Source organism: Nonomuraea lactucae (assembly GCF_003313395.1).
In the GTDB taxonomy this organism is placed as follows: Bacteria; Actinomycetota; Actinomycetes; order Streptosporangiales; family Streptosporangiaceae; genus Nonomuraea; species Nonomuraea lactucae.
The window spans coordinates 1-14,998 of the sequence record NZ_QNFZ01000243.1; the positions used below are offsets into that span (position 1 = coordinate 1).

Here is a 14,998-nt window from a genome sequence, read left to right on the forward strand (position 1 = left end):
GTCACCCGGGCTGCGCGCCCTCCTCGACCGCGGCGCCGCCCCGGACAGCCCGGCCGCGCGCCAGCTCGCCGGGCTGCGCCGGGAGACCTGGGACGTCCTGTACGGGGGGCCGCTGGACGGCCACGGGGTGGTCGCGCCCGACCCCGACGTGGTGGACAAGATGGCGGCCTCCTGGCCCGCGTTCGTCCGCCCACCCGGCTCCATCACCTGCTACGGCCATCTGATGCCCGGGCCGGAGTTCGTGCTCAACGCCGTGACCACCGGTTACGGGCGGGGGAACGGCAGGACGCGCTACCTCCTGGCCCGGGAGGGCGTCGCCGTACCGGCCGACGACACCCCGCACACCGAGGAGGCCCGGCCGCCGGTGGTCGAGTGCCTGGGCAGTTTCGGCGACCACCTCAACCTGCGCCCCGCCTCCGCCACCCCGGTCGACTACCCGTTCACCGTCACGGACCGGCCGGGACCGGCGCTGACCGGGCTGCGCGTCTCCTACGACCCCGGCAGCCTGCGCCTGCTCCTCATCGACCGGGACGGCGCGCCGGTGGTCCCCGCCCACCTGGGGATGACCGGCGACCGGTCGCTCCCTCCGGCCTGGTCGTTCCTGGTCCGCGTGTTCGGCGAGCCCCCCGCCGCCATGCCGTCCCCCTGGGGGTTCGGCGGGGCGGCGGCCGAGGTGGTGCTGGCGCGGCCCAGGCTGCGGGTGGGCCGGGTGGTGCTCGCCCGGGCCGGCTGGCGGATGGTCGCCGCCGAGCTGCCGATCCCGGCCGACGGCGAGAGCGACGCCGCGTTCGTGCTCCGTACGGCCCGATGGCTGAGGCGGCACGGCATACCGCGGCGCTTCTTCGCCCGCTTCGGCACGGCCGGGCCGGGCGGGGAGCGCAGGCCGCTGTACGTGGACGTCGAGAACCACCTCCTGCTGCTCTCGCTGGCCCGCGCCGCCGCCCGCCGCGACGGCCACGTGGTGCTGGAGGAGGCGCTGCCCGACCCGGCCGACGCCCCCTCGTACGGCTCCCACGGCCGCCGCGTCACCGAGTACGTGCTGGAGGTGCCGGGCGCCCCCGGGTAGCCGAGGACGGCCGTTTCACGCGTGGCGCCGTCACGAGACGCCCCGGCGGTGGAACAGGGGCCGCGACACCTGCCTGGCCTCCAGCCCGCCGACACACCGGAACACGCGAATGCCCGCCGCGAACTGCGCCGAAGACGGCGGCATGACCTCCGACGTCCACTTGCGCCCCACGATGCGCCGGCCGGCGGCGTTCCTGGAGGCGAGCAGCACCGGCGTGGAGCACACCTTCTTCACCTTGGGATGCTTGGCCAGGTCGTGCTGGTCGAAGGTGACGGAGTCGGCGGGGAGCGGCGCGATGGCGAAGGTCTCCCAGGCGTGGGTCTCCTCGCAGCCGACCCGCCGGGCCGTCGTGTCGCCGGCGATGATGACGAGCCCGCCCCAGCACTCGGACTCCTTCACACAGGCCGCGCCGGCCACCCTGGCCGCCGGGCAGTTCTGGGTGTAGGTCTCGACACCGCCCAGCTTGGCCGTCTTCGGCTGCCCGGTCTTGGGAGAGCCGTCGGCCCGGCGCGCGGTCGCATCCCCGGCCGGCCCGCCGGTGCCGGCGTCCGCGAAGGGCTGGCCGATGGTGGGGTTGAAGCGGTCGTAGACGACCACGCCCACGGCGGCCGCGGCCAGCGCCACCACGGCCATCACGATCACGGCCAGGGTTCTTGAGCCACCACGCCGCGCGGGCTGCTCGGTGTCGAGCTCCCGCGGGTCACGGCCCGCCCGCCGCCCCACCGGCTCCTGGACGTCCGCCCGCAACGGCCCCCCGGCCTGCGTCGCCCCGTTCGCCCACGCCGGCGAGTCCGCCCACACCGCCCCGTCCACCGGCGCGGTTCCACCCGCCTGTGCCGGTCCACCTGCCTGTGCCGGTCCACCTGCCTGTGCCGATGCGCCCGCCTGTCCAGCCCCGTCCGCCCAGGACGGCGTGTCCAGGTTCTGTGGGTGCTCCGGACGCATCGGGTGCGAGGGGAACGGGGGTCCCGGCTGCGAGGGGACGGCGCCGGAGGGCGGTCCCGGCTGCGAAGGGTAAGGCGAAGGGTAAGGGCCGTGCGACGGGTGAGGGCCGTGCGACGGGTGCGCACCGGCCGGCCGTAACGGCTGCGAGGGGTGAGAGGCGGACGGCGAGTAGGGGGCTGCGGTGCCGGGCTGGTGCGCGGCGAGGGGGACGGCGGCGAGCTCGTCACGGAGGGTGGCGGCGTCCGGGGTGCGCTCGCGCGGGTCGGAGGCGAGCGCCCGGCGCAGCACCGCGGAGAGCTCCGGAGGTACGCCGGGCAGATCCGGCACGGGCAGCCGGTGCAGCGCCAGCACCATGGCCAGGTTGGGCACGCCGTTCTCGGGGAAGCGGGGCGGGCGGCCCGACAAGAGCGTGTAGATCGTGGCGGCCAGCGCGTAGACGTCTCCGGCCGGCGACGGCTCGGCCAGCTCGAACGCCTCGGGCGGCGCGTACGCGGGCGTCAGCGACTCGCGGGTGACCGAGGCGTCGGGCCCCGAGGCGGGCATCGTGGCCAGCCCGAAGTCCGACAGCGCCACCTGGCCGTAGCGGTTGACCAGGATGTTGCCCGGCTTGACGTCGCGGTGCAGCACCCCCTGGGCGTGCGCGGCGGCCAGCGCGTCGGCGATCCTGACGCCGGTGTCGCGGGCCTCCGCCGGGCCGAGCCGCCGCCTGGCGAGCGACCCGCCGGGGCAGAGCTCCAGCACCATGTACGGCCTGCCGTCCGGGAGGACTCCGGCGTCGTACACGGGGACCACGTGCGGATGGCCGGAGAGCGCGCCCGCCGCGGTGACCTCGCGGAGGAAGCGGCGCCTGTCACGCTCGGACAGCAGCACCCGGTTGTCCACCTTGAGCGCCACCTCCCTGCCCACGGCCGACTGCAGCGCGAGGTAGACGACCCCGAAGCCGCCCTGCCCGAGAATTCCCCGGATTTCGTACCCGGGTACGGATATTTCCGACACCCGCGGAAGCGTAGCGCGTGTGCCTTGTCCACGGCCGCAGGTTCACGCCCCGGTGGTTTCCCCCTGGCCCTCACGGGCAGGCGGACCGCCATGAGGGGAAACGTCGTCAACTTGGCGGTGAAGGGCGCCGCCGGAGGCGTCCTGGCCACCGCGGCGATGAGCGGGCTCATGGTGGCGGGCGAGCGGGCCGGGCTCATGAGGGACCAGCCGCCCAAGCGCATCGTCCGTTCGCTGCTGCCGGGCCAAGCCCATCGGCGCAAGCCGGGCGAGGGCGTGCTGGCCGCAATCAGCCACTTCGCCTTCGGCGCGGGGGCCGGTGCGCTGTTCGGGCCGCTCACCGGCCGCCTCCGTGCCCGGGTGCCGCTCGGCATCGCGTACGGGCTGGCGATCTGGCTGGCCAGCTACGCCGGATGGGTGCCCAAGGTCGCCACGCTCCCGCCTATCCACCGTGACCGGCCGGGCCGCCAGGTCGTGATGGCCCTGGGGCACGTCGTGTACGGGGCGGCGCTGGCCTGCGCACTGAATCGCCTGGACAGGCGCCGCTGAGGACGCCCGCCCCCCGGCGCGGGCGGCGGGATAGGGTGTGCCCACGTGAGCACCGAGTTGGAGCGCCTGGCCGTACGAGTGCGAGAGTTCGCCCGGGCCAGGGACTGGGAGCAGTTCCACACGCCGAAGAACCTCACGATGGCCCTCGCCGGAGAGGTCGGCGAGCTGGTGGCCGAGCTGCAGTGGCTCACCCCTGAAGAGTCGGGCGACCTCGACCCCGAGACCCTCGCCAGGGTGCGGTCCGAGCTCGGTGACGTGACGGTCTACCTGGTGCGCCTGGCCGACGTCCTCGGGGTCGACCTGCTGGAGGCGGCGGGCTCCAAGCTCGACGAGGGCGAGCGCCGCTACGACCGCGACCTCTACCGGGGGTCGGCGAGGAAGGCGCCGCCGCTGGCTCCCTGACGCTGTGCGTCGTGTGCTCCTTCAGGTCCTCTTCTCGTACGCTCAAGGCCGCGCATAGGGTGATCCGCATGCGCTTCGGGGTGCTCGGCCCGCTGGCCGTCTGGACCGAGGCCGGGGAGTCCGTCACGATCCCCGGCCTGAAGGTGCGGGCCCTCCTCGCCGACCTGCTGCTCCACGAGGGCCGCGTGGTGTCGGCCGACCGGCTGGTGGACGACCTGTGGAACGCCGAGCCGCCCGGCAACCCAGCGGGCGCGCTCCACGTACGCGTCTCCCAGCTCCGCCGCGCCCTGGAGGAGGCCGAGCCCGGCGGCAGGCACCTCGTCGTCTCGCGCGCCCCCGGCTACCTGCTGCATGCGGGGGCAGGCGCGGTGGACGCCGTGAGGTTCGGCGAGCTGGTGGCGCGGGCCGAGACGGCGCAGAGCCCCCGGGCCCGCGCGGCGCTGCTGTCGGAGGCACTCGGTCTGTGGCGCGGCCCGGCGCTCGCCGACCTCGCCGACGAGGAGTTCGCCAGGACCGCGATCGTCCGGCTGGAGGAGCAGCGGCTGGCCACCTTGGAACACCACGCCGAGACGCGGCTCGAACTGGGCGAGCACGGCCTGCTCGCCGCCGAGCTGGGTGACCTGGTGGCCCGCCACCCCCTCAGGGAGCGCCTGAGGGCCGCCCACATGCTGGCTCTCTACCGCGCGGGACGGCAGAGCGAGGCCCTGGCCGGATACGCCGACATCCGGGAACGGCTAGCCGACGAGCTCGGCCTGGATCCCGGACCCGAGCTGGCGGAGCTGCACCAGGCGATCCTGGGGCAGGATGCCGCGCTGAACCCCGCCCCGGTCGTCCCCGAACGCCTCCGCACCAACCTGCCCGCGTCCCTCAGCGAGCTGATCGGGCGCGACGGCGAGCTGGCCGAGGTTCGCGCGCTGCTGGAGGACGGCAGGCTCGTGACGCTCACCGGCAGCGGCGGCGTCGGCAAGACGCGCCTCGCCCTGGAGGCGGCCGCCCAGCTGGCGGGCACGGCGCCCGGCGCGTACGCCGACGGCGTTTGGCTGGTCGAGCTGGCTTCGCTCGACCGGGACACCGGCTCGGTGGCGGAGGCCGTCATGGCGGCCCTCGACATCCGCGAGGGCGCCGAGCCCACGGCCCCGGCCGAACGGCTGGCCGAGGCGCTGCGCGCCGGCCGGTCACTGCTGGTGCTGGACAACTGCGAGCACGTCGTCGAGCAGGCGGCCGAGCTGGTGGAGCGGCTCCTGCGTGCCGCGCCCGGGCTGCGCGTGCTGGCCACCAGCCGCGAGCCGCTGGCCGTTCCCGGCGAGGTGCTGTGGACGGTCCCGCCGCTCGACCTGCCCGGCGGCACCGACCTCGACGCGGTGGAGCGCTCCGACGCGGTGCGGCTGTTCGTGACCCGCGCAGCCGCCTCCACGCGGGGGTTCACCCTCGACGCGGGCAACGCCGGAGCGGTCGCCCAGCTCTGCCGCAGGCTCGACGGGATCCCGCTCGCCCTGGAACTGGCGGCGACCCGCGTGCGTGCGCTCGGGGTGCAGGGGGTGGTGGCGCGGCTCGACGACCGGTTCCGGCTGCTTGCCGCCGGGCCGCGCGGCGTCCCCGCCCGCCAGCGGACGCTCACGGCCGTGATCGACTGGAGCTGGGACCTGCTCACCGAGCCCGAACGCGTCGTCCTGCGCCGCCTGGCCGTACACGCCGACGGCTGCACGCTGGAGTCCGCCGAGGCGGTCTGCTCCACAGAGGCCGTCGAGCAGCCGGACATCGGACGGGTTCTGGCGCCGGAGGGGCCCGAGGGGGCGGACGTGCTCGACCTCCTGGCACGGCTCGTCGACCGCTCGCTGGTCGTCGCGCTCGAGGGGGCCGCGGGCGTCCGCTACCGGCTGCTGGAGTCGGTCGCCGCCTACTGCCTCGACCGCCTGTCCGACGCGGGCGAGCTGGAGCCGGTACGCCGGGCGCACGCCCGCCACTACCTGGCCCTGGCCGTACAGGCGGAGCCCGCCCTGTACGGCCCCGAACAGGGCGAGTGGCTCGCCCGCCTGGACGCCGAGGCCGCCAACCTGCGGGCGGCGCTCGACACGGCGGTCCGCGAGGGCGACGCGGCGATCGCGCTGCGGCTGGTCAACGCGCTGGCCTGGTACTGGTTCCTGCGTGGCAGGCCGGCCGAGGCCCGGCGCTCGCTGGACGCCGCACTGGCCGTCGACGGGCAGGTTCCCGGGCAGGCTCCCGGGCAGGCTCCTAGGCAGATTCCCGAGCAGGCTCCCGGGCGGGCCAGGGCGGCGGCTTGGCGGGCGGGGTTCGCGCTGGTGCTCGGAGACGACGCCGGCTGGGACACCTCCACACTGGAGGATCCGGGGGAGCGGGCCAGGGCCGAGCTGTTCCTGGGGATGGCCGTCTCCGACGTTCCGGTGGCGCAGGAGCTGGTGAGCGGCGCCCTGGCGACGTTCCGGTCAATCGGCGACGAATGGGGCGTCGCCGCGGCGCTGAGCATGCGCGCCCGCGACCACTTCACACAGCGCGACCTGGTCGCCCTCGAACGTGACGCCGAGGAGAGCACGCGGATCTTCCGGCGGCTCGGCGACCGGTGGGGGCAGCTGCAGGCCACGCAGTGGCTCGCCGGGCTGGCCGAGATCGCGAGCGACGTCGAGCGCGCGACGCGGCTGTTCGAGGACGGCCTGCGCCTGGCCGAAGAGCTCGGGCTCTGGCCGGAGGCCGCCCGGCGCACCGCCTGGCTCGGCTGGATGGCCCTGCAGAGCGGGCGGTACGAGCGCGCCATGGAGCTGTGCGGCAGCGCGCTGCGGCTGGCCACCGGGCAGGGCTTCCGGGAGGGCCAGGTCATGGCCGAGATGGGGCTGGCCTTCGCCGCGCGCCGGGCGGGCCGGTTCGAGCTGGCCGAGACCCACATCCTCCATCTGCTCGACGGGGTCCCGCGCCATCCCGGCGCCGAGCCACCCCTGCACCTGCCCAGCACCCTCATCGAGCTCGGCCACCTCCGGGAGCGCCGCGGCGACCCGGCGGCGGCCGTAAACCTGCAACTGGAGGCGCTCGTCGCCGCGCAGAAGATCGGCGACCCGCGCACGGCCGCGGCGGCGGTCGAGGGCCTGGCCGCCGCCCTCACCTCCCCGGACCTGCCCCCCGGCGACACCTCCGCAGGCCCGGCAGGTGCCGAGCTCGCCTCAGCGGGTGTCGAGCTCCCCTCAGCGGAAGCCCGGGTCGTTCCGGCGGGCTCCCACGAGCGGGCCGCTCGGCTGCTCGGCCTGGCCGCCGGGGTCCGGCAGGCCAACCAGACGCCCGCCGGCCCGTCCGAGCAGGCCGAGATCGACCGCGCCTCCGCGTACGCCCGCGAGGCGCTCGGCGAGGAGGCGTTCGCCGCCGCGCACGAGCGGGGCCGCAGGCTCAAGCTGGACGACGCCGCGGACCTGGCCTGAGCGGCATCGCTCAGGATCGCGCCACCAGCACCGCCAGCCGGTCGAAGAACTCGATCCAGCCCGCCCTGGCCTGCTCGGCATGCGCCTCGTCGGTGTTGACGCCGTCCTGGTGGAACACCATCCGCGTGCAGCCGCCCGCCTCCTCCAGCACCACGGTCACCACCGAGGCGGGCCCGTCACCGGGGCGGTCAGGGTCGCCGGTCGTGAACACGAGCCGGCCCGGCCCCGCCACCTCGCGGTAGACGCCACCCAGCGGAGCCTCGGAGCCGTCCTCGCCGACCAGCGTCACGTGCCAGGCCCCGCCCGGGCGGACGTCCATGGCGATCCGCTCCTCCGGGGTGGCCATGGCGCGCGGCCCGAACCAGCGCGACAGATGCTCCGGCTCCGTCCACGCCGCGAACACCACATCGCGGGGAGCGTCGAAGACCAGCGTGATCTCGTACTCAGCGGTGTCGGTCATCGTGGTGCCTCCGTCTCGTCGCCTGCCTGACGTGTCTCACCATGCCGCCCGGACCTTACGCTCACCTTCACTCGTTCTTAAGATCCGGGTTCCGTACGCTCGTGATCAGCACGAGGAGTTCAGGCCGCCTCGACCTCGACGATGGGGTCCGCGGCGAGGTAGCCGATGAAGTCGGGGTCATGGGGGCGGGCCAGCACGTGCCGGATCCAGGCGCGCCGCTCGTGGTCGATGGCCAGCAGCTCCCACACGCACGCCGTCGGCCCGTCGGACGGCACCTTCCGCAGGTCGGTGGTGCCGAGGTCGGCCCGCCACAGCCGGTGGTAGAGGATGTCGGCCTGCCACCAGCAGATGTTCGCCCAGAGGGCCTCGGTGCCGCGGTGCACGACCACGAACGCGATGCCGTCCCGCCCGGGCAGCTCCAGCTCGGCGGCCCGCAGAGCGCCTTCCACCTCGAAGTCGTCGGGCAGCGACCCTTCGGCCGTGATGCCGATGACCTTGACGTTCCAACCTCGGACCCGTGTCAGGCCGAGGGAGCGGGTCGTGCGGGGGCGGTAGGGGATCATGATGCTCCGTCAAACGAACACGGTTCGCGGCCGCAACGATCCTACGGGCGGTCCACGTCCAGAGACAGCCGTATCCACGCGTACGTTCAGTCAAGCCGCTCGCTGCCCGTCCGCTCGGACGAGCCGCTGCCCATTCAGGCGAGGCGTTCGGCGGACTCCCTCGTGAGCGCGTGGCGCAGCGGCTCCCCCGAGGCGAAACGTTCGAGCTCGTCCACCACCAGGTCGCCCAGCCGGGCCCGCTCCGGACCAAGGCTACCGGCGATGTGCGGGGTCACGATCACGTTCGGCAGCGCGAACAGCGGCGACCCGGCCACCGGCGGCTCGGGGTCGGTCACGTCGAGCACCGCGAACAGGTCGGGCCGCTCCGCCAGCACCTCCACCAGGGCGGGTTCGTCGATCACGGCCCCGCGCGAGGTGTTGACCAGCGTCGCGCCCTCCCGCATGGCGGCCAGCAGGTCACGGCCGACGAGCCCCCGGGTCTCCGGCAGCAGCGGGGTGTGCACGCTCACCACGTCGCACGTCGCGAACACCTCCTCGATCCCGACCGGCCGCACCCCCAGCTCCTCCGCAGCGCCCGGCTCGGTGAACGGGTCGTACGCCACCACCTCGACGTCCAGAGGCCGCAGCCTGCTCGCGACGAGCCGCCCGATCGCACCCAGTGACAGCAGGCCGACCCGCGAACCATACGTTCCCGCCCCGGCCACGCGCTCGGCCGGCGCCCACCCCTCCCTGGCGCGCAGCACATGCCACCAGCCCCGCTTCAGCGCGTACACGATCTGCGCGACGGTGAAGTCGGCCACGGGCACCGCGTTCGCCCGGAAGGCGGACACCAGGGGGATGCCGCGCTCCCAGAACTCGGGCGTCACGATCTTCCGCACCGTACCGGCCGCGTGGAGCACCAGCTTCAGCCGGGGCGCCGCGTCGAGCAGCGCCTCATCCAGCACCGGACCGCCCCAGCTGGAGCAGAGCACCTCCACCTCGCCCATCCGGCCGAGCTCGGGCCGGGCCACGGGCCCGTAGACGACCCTGGCGGTGCGCTTCAGCCGCTCGCGTGGCCCGCCGTACACGTCGTCGAAGACGTCGAGGTCGAGGACGAAGGCCGCGTTGAGCACCGTGATCCTTCCGGAGGAGGTACCTGTCCCGGGGATCATAACCTCGCCAGCCGACCACCCGGGAAAGCGCCTTCCCGGCCCGCGCTTTCCCTGCTCGCATGGGACAGCGGGGCGGCGATCATCACCACCCCGCGCCCCCGGCCTCACGCCACGTTCCTCGCCGGGCGATGGCCAGGCGAGGGGGCGGGGACAGATCGTGAGCCCGCCCCGGGCGATCGGACCTGGACGCATGCGTACGATGTCGCGGGCGACGAGACCGCTCTCATCCAGCCGGGCGGTGTCCGGCTCGACCGGCAGTTCGACCAGCTCAACCGGATCACCAAGATCAGCGGATCAGGCGCCGGCATCGTCGCCGACGACAAGACGTACGGGTACGACCTGGCCGGCCGAGTCACCTCGGCGAGCGGTCAGACGCTGAGTACAACGACCGCAACCTGCTGACCAAGCTCTCCGGCGCGAACCGTCACCTATGACGCCTTCGACCGCATGGCCACCCGCCAAGATCGAAACGGCGAACAACGATTCCTCTACGCCGGCCTGGACAACGACATCATCGCCATCACCGACAAGGGCGGCGCCGTCCAGGGCCGTGATCCCTCAGGCGGGCCTGCTCAGCGTCCAGGAAGGTGCGAACCCTGCGGCAGGCGCCCTCACCGACATCCACGACGACCTCATAGGCACCTTTTCCGGCACCGCCCTCGCCAGCTCCACCGCCTACAACCCGTTCGGCGAAGCCCTGACCCAGACCGGAGTCAAATCCTCACTCGGCTACCAGAGCGAATACACCGACCCCGACACCGGCGACGTCAACATGCACGCCCGCTGGTACCAACCCGGCACCGGCACTTTCATCTCCCGAGACACTTGGACGCTTTCTCCGACCCCCTCCATCCAGGCCAACCGTTACACCTATGCAAACGGCGGCCCGCCGACCAGAACCGACCCATCGGGGCATCAACCACGGCCAGATGGTGGGGTTACCATTCACCTGGGTTCCCGTGGTGGCGCGGGCGCACCTGTTGGACCTCCGGCACCGTACGAGAGTCCAGGTTCCCGCGCAGCGTCGACCCCTCGACAACACGATCGGCAGGCGAGGACCACAAACGAAGGTCGGAACCAATAAAAATCCCGTAACGCCGAGGCGAACCGCTTCGTCTAGAAATCGCTACAGCACAAACGTGCGCGGCCGTCCGGTGCAAGGCGGCCCGATCTCTTGAACGGGGCGTCGAACCTCGGTTGACGGCTGCGGAGGTCGTGATCGTTTTCTGACGGCTACTGTTCGGAGCCGTCGCCGGGGGCTCCTGACATGCGTTCGATGGCGTCGCGTTGGAGGCGGAGCTAAGGGCGCCTACGGCGTCGGCTTCGCCGATGCCGCTACGCGTCACCCTTGACCGAACCCGGGCGCGAGTCGCCGATCTGGGCAGTTATCCGGGGCAGGGGAGGAAGTGGGCGGGGTGGTGAGGGAATGCGTGCTTCCCCACCTCCTCGGAGTACAATAAGATTGTTGTGCGAGGAGGGGTGAATGGCCTATCGACTGGTGTTGACCACCCAGGTGCGCGACTGGCTCCACGAGCTGCGCACCGGCGATCCGGTAACGCGCAGACTGGTCGCCGAGGCCATCGACCGACTCCTGGACGAAGGGCCGGTCCTGGGACGCCCCTTGGTGGATCGAATCAGCGGCTCCCAGGTGCACAACCTCAAGGAGCTGCGGCCCGGATCCAGTGGAGCCAGCGAAGTACGGATCTTGTTCGTCTTCGATCCCCTGCGCAACGCGGTCCTGCTGATCGCGGGCGACAAGTCCGGGCAATGGAACCAGTGGTACCGCCACGCCATCCCATTGGCGGAGCAGTGGTATGAGGCGTATCTGAAGGAGTTGCCATGAGCACCGAGTTTCACTCCTACTCCCGTGAGGAGTTCCTCGCTGAGTTCGTTCACCCCGACGACCGCCAGGCGGTGGCCGAGGCGCGCGAGCGCCGCGTCGCTCAGGTGCGCGGAGAGTTCCTGGCCGACATGCGCAAGAAGGTCGGGCTGACCCAATCCGAGGTGGCCCAGACCATGGGGGTGTCCCAGCAGCGCGTCTCGGCCATCGAGAACGGCTCCATCGCCGAGTTGGCCACCCTCGGCCTGTACATCCGCGCCCTGGGCGGGGAGTTGAAGGTCATCGCCGACTTCGGCGACACCTGGCAACGTGTCGCCTAACCAGGCCGCGACCATCTCATCACGTTCAGGATCAGCAACCCGGCCCCCGACCTGATCACACCGTGCCCCTGATGTCCTGCAACTGCTGAACCAACGCGGCGCGTAGGCAGGGGTCGGCCAGGCCGGCCACCCGCCGGCCTGGGCCAGCAGGCTGGGCGCCATGGTCACATCAGCGATGTTGGCGGCGGTCAGCCGAGAGTCCACGATCACTCCCGAAGTGGCTCCGGAAGCCTGCATATAGGCCACTCACTGAGCAGCCGGAGATCGACTTCGATGGAGCCGAGCTAACGCACTTGCGGTCCGCGGTGGACATAGTGGGGACCTTGTCCGGATTTGCAGGACTGTAGGTTTCGGAATGCCGGGACGGTGTCTCGCAGGCCGCTGGATGTTTACGACCGCATGGCGAAGAACACGATCACGCCTGAGATGACGAGCCAGACGATGGCCCCGATCGCCGCGGCGATCACGCACCCGGCTATGACCGTGCGTACTCTGCCCCGGTCGTCCCATTCGTGGCGGCCGAAGTCCGGCTCCATGGCACCGAGGCTACGCCAGCCCGAACCTGTGATGCGGAGCCAGGGACGATTCGCCGATGGCCGGGGTGGAGGAGTCCGGAGGAGAAACCTGGGTGACGGCCGATGAGTCCTTCCTTGCCGCCTCGTCAGTACAGGAGGAGGTGGACATGGGCGAGGATGCAGCACGCGAGGAGCTACCTCAGGCGGCGTGCCGGACGCCGTTCGGAGGCGAGGCGACGGGAGGGGCGCAGATGGAGAACGGGGTGGGCCTGCTGGAGCGGGCCATCGGGTACGCGCTGGGAAGCCTGATCCACGTCACGCGTGACGACCTGTATCGGGCCACGCCATGTGGGGAGTGGGACGTGGGGAACCTGCTGGCGCACCTGGATGACTCCTTCGCCGCGTTACACGAGGCGGCCGAACTGGGGCACGTGGACCTGGCTCCGGGAGGTGGCTGTGGCGGGGGCGATCCCGTTCTGGTGTTGCGGGACCGGGCGGCCATGACGCTCGGCGCGTGGGCCGGGACCTTACGCGATCACACGGTGAACGTCGGCGGCTGTCAGATGGCGGGGGCGATGGTGACGGCCGTCGGCGCCGTCGAGGTCACCGTGCACGCCTGGGACCTCGCTCAAGCGTGCGGCCGGCCCCATCCCATCCCACCCTCGATGGCGGCCGAGCTGCTTGCCGTGGCCAACCTGCTGGTCAGTGACGACGACCGGCCGGAGCGGTTCGCCGTGCCGGTCGACCTGCCGTCGCGATCGCCGGCACAGGACCGGCTGCTGGCTTTCCTCGGCCGCAACCCGGCCTGGCCCCGCCCGCAACCTTGGTGAACGCTTCCTGCTGAAGCCGGGCTCAACGAGGCGTACGCAGGCCTCCCTCGGCGCTCGTAGCGGAGGTGGCCGGCCACCAGTTGGCGGCACCGTACTCGTGACCTGCGACGTCCTCACTCATGTCCGGGCCTCTGTCAGGCGTCCGCGACGAGACCGCCTGGACGCCGGCGTCGGCGCAACCCGCGGGCAGATGGTGGAAAGATCGCGACCCCAAGGTGATCTTGAGGTGCCACACTCGTACGTCATGGTCCGTGCATCACTGGTGGCGTTCTGTCTGCTCATCCCGCTCGCCGCCTGCGCCGATGAACCTGCCCCGCCGGCCCCGTCCGCGACCGCCGAGCCGACACCCGCGTCGCCCCCGCGGACGCCCCCGCACAGCGCAACCCCCGGCGTGCAACAGTTCCATGCCACCGAGCTACGGCCCGGCGACTGCATCGAGCCCTTGCCCCAGACCTTCATGGTGACCGTTGTCCCCTGCCATGTGCCACACTCGGCTGAGTTCGCCACCACGTACGTCCTCCCGGAGGGGCCGTGGCCAGGATCGGACATGACTCGGCTCATGGAGAACGGGTGCTTTCCCAGAATGCGCATCAAGGAGTCGAAAAGGGATGTGATCGGTCTCTGGGGACTCGGGCCGGGACCGGACGACTGGCCCCGCTACAGGACCTCTTACTGCCTGGCCGTGCCTCTGGATGGCCAGAAGACGACGGGACGGGTGGTCAAGTAGCCATCCACCTCGCGAGCGCCCGGCGTCCCAACATGGCATGAATGCTTGGCCCTGAAGCGCGGGACTGGTCCGAGGCCCCGCGTTCGGGACCTCGGACCAGTGTGGAGAGCGGCGAAACCGGCCGGGGGCGTGGCCGGAGGCCGGGATCCGGGAGCCGAAGCTTGTCAGTCGTCGTCCTCGTCCAGGCTGCTCAGGATCTGGTCCCACCAGCCGGGCTGCCAGTTGCTCAAGACTCCGTCGCACTTGTTGGTGCCGTGCGTCCCTGATTTGGTCTCGCCGTTCTCGGTGCTCTGCCAGGACGACGACGTGCTGGCGCTCGCGCTGCAGCGAAGGCTGGTGGCCGAGGCCGGGCCGGCCGCAGCTCCGGCGAGTGCCCCGGCGGCGAGCAGAGTGCCGCCGATGGCGATGAGGCTTTTCATGATTCCCCCCTGTAATCACGAAGTGATATGGCTTTGTCACTGTACGTATCCATTGGGGAGGCTCACGCGAGCGCCACGCGGGGCTTTGCCAATCCACGAGCGATGATCGGCGAGTCCCTGATCGGTTCGTCGCCAAGTCGTTCTTCGCGGTGTGTGGTCGTGTCCCGGCCTGCGTTCCAGCGGACGGGCCGTACGCGCTGGGGTCGTGCCGCATGTGGATGCCCGGCTGGGGGTCATATCCGGCTAATGTGGAATTGAAGCTGACCGCCCGTTATCGGAGTGGGCAGCGCGGGTGGCGACGACCGTTCTTCGTGCGGCCGTCGCCACCCTCTGAGCCGGTCGCCCCCTCCTCGCGTGGCCTCGTGGTCCAGGTCGGGGTCCTCGAAGGCCGCGTGGCCGGCCGGTGCCGCCTTCAGGGCCTGCGGATCTCAGGCGTGCGTGCAGTCTTTGGGTCGGCCCGGGGCTCGCGGGGCAGAGTGGTGCTGGGCGCGACCAGGGTGGCACCTCCTTCTCGGGCCTGCGGATCTCAGGCGTCGCCAGCGGCGCGGGCACCCTTGGTTCCGGGCTTGCAGGACAGACTGACTTGCAGGACAGAGAGGTGCTGGGGCCCGAACGGCGTGGCAGGCAATGTGGGTACGGGGCCGCCAAGGCGTGGTGCGTACAGGCCCCGCCAAGGTGGTGTGCCTACGGGCCGTCGGGGCGCCAAGGTGCGTACAGCCGTCAAGGTGCGGTGCGCGCGGGGCCGTCAAGTGCGTAGAGCCGTCAGGGTGCGGTGCGCGCGGGGCCGTCAAGGTGC

At 72.1% G+C, this 14,998-nt stretch carries 14 protein-coding genes; 8 read left to right on the top strand and 6 right to left on the bottom strand.

All coding sequences use genetic code 11. The annotated features are described in order from the left end of the window. A partial coding sequence (locus DQW85_RS15180; RefSeq protein ID WP_205315143.1) for a lantibiotic dehydratase occupies positions 1-1,066 on the top strand: 1,066 nt, incomplete at its 5' end. A gap of 30 nt (positions 1,067-1,096) precedes the next feature. Here the strand turns inward: DQW85_RS15180 and DQW85_RS47635 are convergent. Next, positions 1,097-3,007 carry a serine/threonine-protein kinase gene (locus DQW85_RS47635; protein WP_205315144.1) on the bottom strand — a complete coding sequence of 637 codons (1,911 nt, stop codon included), beginning with the start codon at positions 3,005-3,007 and terminating at the stop codon, positions 1,097-1,099. 90 nt (positions 3,008-3,097) lie between these two features. Between DQW85_RS47635 and DQW85_RS15190 the strand changes: the two genes are divergently transcribed. The 3 genes from DQW85_RS15190 (at position 3,098) to DQW85_RS15200 (ending at position 7,377) form a co-directional block, all read left to right on the top strand. Next, on the top strand, positions 3,098-3,553 hold the full coding sequence (locus DQW85_RS15190; RefSeq protein ID WP_113700956.1) for a DUF6789 family protein: 456 nt from the start codon (positions 3,098-3,100) through the stop codon (positions 3,551-3,553). A gap of 45 nt (positions 3,554-3,598) precedes the next feature. Beyond that, the gene (locus tag DQW85_RS15195; protein WP_113700957.1) at positions 3,599-3,955 is read left to right on the top strand and encodes a nucleotide pyrophosphohydrolase; all 357 of its coding nucleotides are present in this window, start codon (positions 3,599-3,601) and stop codon (positions 3,953-3,955) included. Positions 3,956-4,023: 68 nt separating this feature from the next. Next, a complete protein-coding gene (locus tag DQW85_RS15200; protein WP_113700958.1) occupies positions 4,024-7,377 on the top strand; it encodes an AfsR/SARP family transcriptional regulator in 3,354 nt (1,117 codons plus the stop codon). 10 nt (positions 7,378-7,387) lie between these two features. Here DQW85_RS15200 and DQW85_RS15205 read toward each other — a convergent pair whose 3' ends face one another. The 3 genes from DQW85_RS15205 to DQW85_RS15215 form a co-directional block, all read right to left on the bottom strand. Then, complete coding sequence (locus DQW85_RS15205; protein ID WP_113700959.1) at positions 7,388-7,837, bottom strand: SRPBCC family protein; 450 nt, start codon at positions 7,835-7,837, stop codon at positions 7,388-7,390. Positions 7,838-7,956: 119 nt separating this feature from the next. Further along, on the bottom strand, positions 7,957-8,400 hold the full coding sequence (locus DQW85_RS15210; RefSeq protein ID WP_113700960.1) for a hypothetical protein: 444 nt from the start codon (positions 8,398-8,400) through the stop codon (positions 7,957-7,959). 134 nt (positions 8,401-8,534) lie between these two features. After that, a complete protein-coding gene (locus DQW85_RS15215; protein WP_205315145.1) occupies positions 8,535-9,512 on the bottom strand; it encodes a hydroxyacid dehydrogenase in 978 nt (325 codons plus the stop codon). Positions 9,513-9,981: 469 nt separating this feature from the next. On the opposite strand from DQW85_RS15215, the gene DQW85_RS48210 reads away from it, so the two are divergent. From DQW85_RS48210 to DQW85_RS15230, 3 genes are all read left to right on the top strand, one after another. Next, positions 9,982-10,635 (top strand): RHS repeat-associated core domain-containing protein, encoded by a 654-nt coding sequence (locus tag DQW85_RS48210; RefSeq protein WP_113700962.1) that lies wholly within the window; start codon positions 9,982-9,984, stop codon positions 10,633-10,635. 399 nt (positions 10,636-11,034) lie between these two features. Further along, positions 11,035-11,394 carry a type II toxin-antitoxin system RelE/ParE family toxin gene (locus DQW85_RS15225; protein WP_205315146.1) on the top strand — a complete coding sequence of 120 codons (360 nt, stop codon included), beginning with the start codon at positions 11,035-11,037 and terminating at the stop codon, positions 11,392-11,394. Beyond that, the gene (locus tag DQW85_RS15230; protein ID WP_113700963.1) at positions 11,391-11,711 is read left to right on the top strand and encodes a helix-turn-helix domain-containing protein; all 321 of its coding nucleotides are present in this window, start codon (positions 11,391-11,393) and stop codon (positions 11,709-11,711) included. Before DQW85_RS15225 ends, DQW85_RS15230 begins: the two co-directional genes overlap by 4 nt. Before the next feature lie 389 nt (positions 11,712-12,100). Here the strand turns inward: DQW85_RS15230 and DQW85_RS44500 are convergent, their stop codons facing one another. Beyond that, positions 12,101-12,247: a hypothetical protein gene (locus DQW85_RS44500; protein ID WP_162795010.1), complete on the bottom strand. Its 147-nt coding sequence runs from the start codon at positions 12,245-12,247 to the stop codon at positions 12,101-12,103. Positions 12,248-12,339: 92 nt separating this feature from the next. Here DQW85_RS44500 and DQW85_RS15235 point away from each other — a divergent pair, with 92 nt between their 5' ends. After that, a complete protein-coding gene (locus DQW85_RS15235) occupies positions 12,340-13,056 on the top strand; it encodes a TIGR03086 family metal-binding protein (RefSeq protein WP_205315147.1) in 717 nt (238 codons plus the stop codon). Positions 13,057-13,947: 891 nt separating this feature from the next. Here the strand turns inward: DQW85_RS15235 and DQW85_RS15245 are convergent. After that, positions 13,948-14,202 (bottom strand): hypothetical protein, encoded by a 255-nt coding sequence (locus tag DQW85_RS15245; RefSeq protein ID WP_113700965.1) that lies wholly within the window; start codon positions 14,200-14,202, stop codon positions 13,948-13,950. Positions 14,203-14,998 lie beyond the last annotated feature (796 nt).

Coding starts and splice junctions, on each gene's coding strand:
- DQW85_RS48210 (WP_113700962.1), top strand. CDS start 9,982: ATGACGCCTTCGACCGCATGGCCACCCGCCAAGATCGAAACGGCGAAC.
- DQW85_RS15225 (WP_205315146.1), top strand. CDS start 11,035: ATGGCCTATCGACTGGTGTTGACCACCCAGGTGCGCGACTGGCTCCAC.
- DQW85_RS15210 (WP_113700960.1), bottom strand. CDS start 8,400: ATGATCCCCTACCGCCCCCGCACGACCCGCTCCCTCGGCCTGACACGG.
- DQW85_RS15205 (WP_113700959.1), bottom strand. CDS start 7,837: ATGACCGACACCGCTGAGTACGAGATCACGCTGGTCTTCGACGCTCCC.
- DQW85_RS44500 (WP_162795010.1), bottom strand. CDS start 12,247: ATGGAGCCGGACTTCGGCCGCCACGAATGGGACGACCGGGGCAGAGTA.
- DQW85_RS15230 (WP_113700963.1), top strand. CDS start 11,391: ATGAGCACCGAGTTTCACTCCTACTCCCGTGAGGAGTTCCTCGCTGAG.
- DQW85_RS15245 (WP_113700965.1), bottom strand. CDS start 14,202: ATGAAAAGCCTCATCGCCATCGGCGGCACTCTGCTCGCCGCCGGGGCA.
- DQW85_RS15200 (WP_113700958.1), top strand. CDS start 4,024: ATGCGCTTCGGGGTGCTCGGCCCGCTGGCCGTCTGGACCGAGGCCGGG.
- DQW85_RS15190 (WP_113700956.1), top strand. CDS start 3,098: ATGAGGGGAAACGTCGTCAACTTGGCGGTGAAGGGCGCCGCCGGAGGC.